Genomic DNA, 4,140 nt, shown 5'->3' on the forward strand with positions numbered 1-4,140 from the left:
CAGCCGCAGCCGCAGTCGGGCGAGCGGCGCGCGCAGGTCATGGGCGAAGTCGGTCGAGACCTGACGGATCGATGCGATCCCCGCCTCCAACTGGTCGAGCGCCTCATCCACGCTTTGCGCCAGACGCGCCACGTCGTCATCGCCTTCGTCGCGGATGCGCAACCCGTGGCGGCCCTCGCCGACCGCGTGAAGGACCTGCTCCATCCGGTCGATGCGGGCCTCGTTTCGCCGCGCGATGAAGACCGCAAAACTGATCGACAGCAGAAGCGCGAGCCCGAGGCCCCAGCCAAAGCTCGTGGCGAGGATTTCGCCCTGTTCGCGCAGCCACGCATCGTCGCGCCCCGTCATCAGCCAGCCTGACGGAAGCTGCATCCCGTAGGTGACATAGCCTTCGGGGACATTCGCGCTGGGTGGGTCGAGCAGCGTCAGGCCGGACCCCGGTTCGAGGTGTCGCGTGCCTTCGAACGAGGCGGCGACGCGGACATTGCCAAGTGCGTCAGAGCCATCGGCTGGCACGAAGGTCACGATATTCGCGCCGTCGCGGCTCGTCGTCATCCGCGCTGTGATCTGCTCGCTCAGGTCCTGCATGTCGGCGCCTCGGGCGGAGAGGGCGAGCGCCTCAGTATCGGCGCGGACCTCGCCCTCGAGGCGGAGGCTCATTTCCTTGGATTGCAGAACGTATGACACGCCGCCCGCGACAAGTGCCGCGAACGCGAAGACCGTGGAGATCGCGATCGCGAAGCGCATCGACCAAGTGAATGCACGCATCACGAGGCCTCGAACACGTAGCCGATCCCGTGCAGCGTGGTCAGGTAGGGGGTCGCGAAAGGCTTGTCGATCTTGCCGCGCAGGCGGCTGATATGGGTCTCGACAACGCTGCTTTTCGGATCGAAATGAATGTCCCAGATCGCCTCCAGCAGGATCGTCTTGGTTTGCACCCGGCCGGGACGTTCCATGAAGTGCTTCAGGAGCATGAATTCTCGCGGCTGCAATTCGATGCACTGCCCGTCACGCCATGCCTCGCGGGCGAGAAGGTCGAGCCGCAGATCGCCCTGCACCAGTTCGGTCACCTCGGCCTTGAGGGCGGGGCGGCGCGCGATCGTGTCGATCCGCGCGAGCAGTTCCACGAAGGCGAAGGGCTTGACCATGTAGTCGTCGGCCCCTGCGCGCAGCCCGGCGACGCGATCCTCGACGCTGCCCATCGCGGTCAGCAGAATGGCGGGCGTGGCGATCTGCGCCGCGCGCAACGCCTTGAGCAGGGCCAGCCCGTCGAGCCCCGGCATCATCCGGTCGAAGATGAACAGATCGTAGCTCTGCGCGGTCGCTTGGGTCAGCGCTTCGCGCCCGTCGCGGAGCAGGTCGACGGCATGACCTTCTCCGGTCAGCCCTTTGCGCAGGTAGTCTCCAGTTTCGGCATCGTCTTCGGCAATCAGGATTTTCATCGCACCATCCTTCGATAACGGACCGGGATTGTCACGGGCGGCTCCACAAGGTCTGTGCGATTTCTTACAAATTCGTAAGACGGGAGCAAAACGCTTCGTCCTTCTGCAGGGGATTGCTGGCGGCATCGATGTGGATGCATCGCAAGCAATGAGGACCTTATGCGAAACCTGCTTCTCTCCGCCGCGCTGATCGCGGTGCCGGTCGCGTCATTTTCAATGGTCGAAATGGCCATGAGTACGGGAGCGCCGGGCGCTTCCGCGCCGCAAGCTGCGAGCCTCGGCGATATGAGCCCTTACGAGACGACCGTGAGCGATACACAGACGCTTGCCAAGAAAGGCGAGTTCACCGCCGCAGAGAAACGCATCACCGATCTCGAGACCCTTTGGGACAAGAACGCGGCCAAGCTGCGCAAGGCCGACCCCTCGGCCTGGGGCGTGATCGACGGGGCGGCGGACAAGGCTTTCGCCGCCCTGCGAACGAAGTCGCCGGACGCGAAGAGCGTGATGCAAAGCCTTGACGGATTGCAGACCGCGCTTGCCGATCCGGTGCCCTCGGAAGTCGGGGCCGTGCAGAAAGTCGCGGGCATCGCGGTGACCGACAAGACCGGCCACGCGCTGCCCTGCGAGGCGATGATCAGGCAAGTGCGAGATACGCTCGGCGGCAAAACCGCGCCGCAAGCGGTCTCCGATCTTCAGGCGAAAGCGCTCGAGCGCTGCAACGCGGATGACGACACCCGCGCCGATGCCTTCTCGGCGCAGGCGCTGGCAATGCTGAACAACTGAGGCGCATCATGAGCTACCAACAGACTTTCATCTACCCCGACGAAGAGTTGACCAATCCGGTCAGCCGCGTTCCCGAAGTCACGCCGGGCTTTTGGCTCATCAAACTGATGGCGGTGACGATGGGCGAGACGGCGGCCGACTTTCTGGCTGTCAATCTGGGCCTCGGCCTGACCGCGACGACGATCCTGATGACCGTGATCCTTGCCGTCGTGATCCGCTGGCAATTCGCGCAGCGCCGCTACGTGCCTGCGGTTTACTGGTCGGCCGTGGTGCTGATCTCGATCGTGGGGACTCTGATCACCGACAATATGACCGACAATCTCGGGATTCCGCTGATCGACTCGACAATCGGGTTCACGATCCTGCTGGGCGCGACCTTCGCGGCGTGGTTCGCCTCCGAGCGCACGCTCTCGATCCACGAGGTCTACACGGCCCGGCGCGAAGGGTTCTACTGGCTCGCGATCCTGTTCACCTTCGCGCTCGGCACGGCGGTCGGCGATCTGATCTCGGAGCAGTTCGGCATCGGCTATCTCGCGACCGGCATCCTCTTCGGGCTGATCATCGCGTCGCTCGCTTCGGGATATGCCGCGCTCAAGCTCGACGGGCTCTGGGCGTTCTGGCTGTGCTATATCTTCACCCGCCCGCTGGGCGCGTCCTTCGGCGATCTTCTCTCGCAACCCACCGAGTATGGCGGGCTTGGCTTCGGCACCATTCCCACCAGCCTCGGCTTCCTTGCCGTCATCGCGATCACCGTCGCCGCGATGACTGTGAAACGCAGGCGCGTCTGACTCCCTTTCCAGATCGTACGCCGCGTGGCCCTCCGTCCCGACCGTCCGGGGCGGAGGGTTTTTCGGTCCGGCCAAGCCAGAAACCCGGCTTCTCACGGATTTGTAAGAAACGGGCGAATTCGATCCGGATCGCGGCGGGCAAGCTCCTCTCAACATCAAAAGGAGGTGCCCAGAGATGCAAACAGACACACCGGCCGTCAGCACGCGGGGGCTTACCCTGCGCTACGGCGATTTCACAGCGCTCCAGCCGCTCGACCTCGACATCGGCCGTGGCCAGATATTCGGATTTCTCGGCCATAACGGTGCGGGCAAGACGACGACGATCCGGCTTCTGACGACGCTCATGGAGCCCAGCGGCGGCACGGCGAGCGTCGCCGGCTGCGACCTCGCGCATAACCGCATCGCGCTGCGCCGCGCCATCGGCTACCTGCCCGAGAACGTCCGCCTCTACGATACGCTCACCACGCGCGAGAACCTGCGCTTCTTCGCGGCCCTCTCGCGGATCGAGGACGCCCGCGACCGCGTCGAGGAGGTGATGGAGTTCCTCGGCATTACCGATCTCGCCGACCGCCGGATCGCGACCTTCTCGAAGGGTATGCGCCAGCGGGTCGGCTTGGCCCAGGCCATCGTCCACCGTCCGCAGGTCCTGTTCCTCGACGAACCGACCTCGGGGCTCGATCCGATGGGGGTACGCCAACTGCGCGAGGTGCTCGAGCGGTTGAACGGGCAGGGCATGACGATCTTCATGAACACCCACCTGCTGAGCGAAGTGGCGCGGTCCTGTTCCTCCATCGGCGTCCTTTCGCACGGCCAGCTCGTTTTCCACGACACGATCGAGACGGTCAACGCGCGCTACGGCTCGGAAGAAGCACTCGAGGAGCTTTACCTCTCGGTGGTGCCGGATCGCGAGGTCGCGGCATGACACCCTCCACGATCCTACGCCGCCACGCGCTCGCCGCGCTTGCGCGCGAGCGGACGATCGCGCTGGTGGCCGCTTTGTTCGCCGCGCTGGTGCTGGTCTCGGCTTATCTGGGCTGGTCCGCGACCTCGACGGTCGATGCGATCTACGCGAGCGCCACGCATTGGTTCGAAGCCAATGGCAAGCCGGTGCCGCCGAACCCGGTCAC

The 4,140-nt window shown here is 64.8% G+C and carries 5 protein-coding genes and 1 pseudogene; 4 read left to right on the plus strand and 2 right to left on the minus strand.

What is annotated here, in order from left to right:
* Together B3D39_RS02535 and B3D39_RS02540 are read right to left on the minus strand one after the other, a co-directional pair.
* A pseudogene (locus tag B3D39_RS02535) lies at positions 1 to 768 on the minus strand (hypothetical protein); the annotation flags it as partial.
* Positions 768 to 1,442 (minus strand): response regulator transcription factor, encoded by a 675-nt coding sequence (locus tag B3D39_RS02540; protein ID WP_274961650.1) that lies wholly within the window; start codon positions 1,440 to 1,442, stop codon positions 768 to 770. The gene B3D39_RS02540 and the pseudogene B3D39_RS02535, both read right to left, overlap by 1 nt.
* A gap of 306 nt (positions 1,443 to 1,748) precedes the next feature.
* Between B3D39_RS02540 and B3D39_RS02545 the strand changes: the two genes are divergently transcribed.
* The 4 genes from B3D39_RS02545 to B3D39_RS02560 all read left to right on the plus strand — a co-directional run.
* The gene (locus B3D39_RS02545; protein WP_286789347.1) at positions 1,749 to 2,225 is read left to right on the plus strand and encodes a hypothetical protein; all 477 of its coding nucleotides are present in this window, start codon (positions 1,749 to 1,751) and stop codon (positions 2,223 to 2,225) included.
* 8 nt (positions 2,226 to 2,233) lie between these two features.
* Entirely contained in the window at positions 2,234 to 3,013 is a 780-nt protein-coding gene (locus B3D39_RS02550) for a hypothetical protein (protein WP_274961652.1), read from the plus strand.
* Positions 3,014 to 3,188: 175 nt separating this feature from the next.
* A complete protein-coding gene (locus tag B3D39_RS02555; protein WP_274961653.1) occupies positions 3,189 to 3,935 on the plus strand; it encodes an ABC transporter ATP-binding protein in 747 nt (248 codons plus the stop codon).
* Positions 3,932 to 4,140: hypothetical protein (locus tag B3D39_RS02560; RefSeq protein ID WP_286789348.1), on the plus strand; the 209-nt coding region annotated here is incomplete at its 3' end. The genes B3D39_RS02555 and B3D39_RS02560, both read left to right, overlap by 4 nt.

This window comes from Thioclava sp. UBA3469, assembly GCF_002378135.1.
GTDB lineage: Bacteria > Pseudomonadota > Alphaproteobacteria > Rhodobacterales > Rhodobacteraceae > Thioclava > Thioclava sediminum.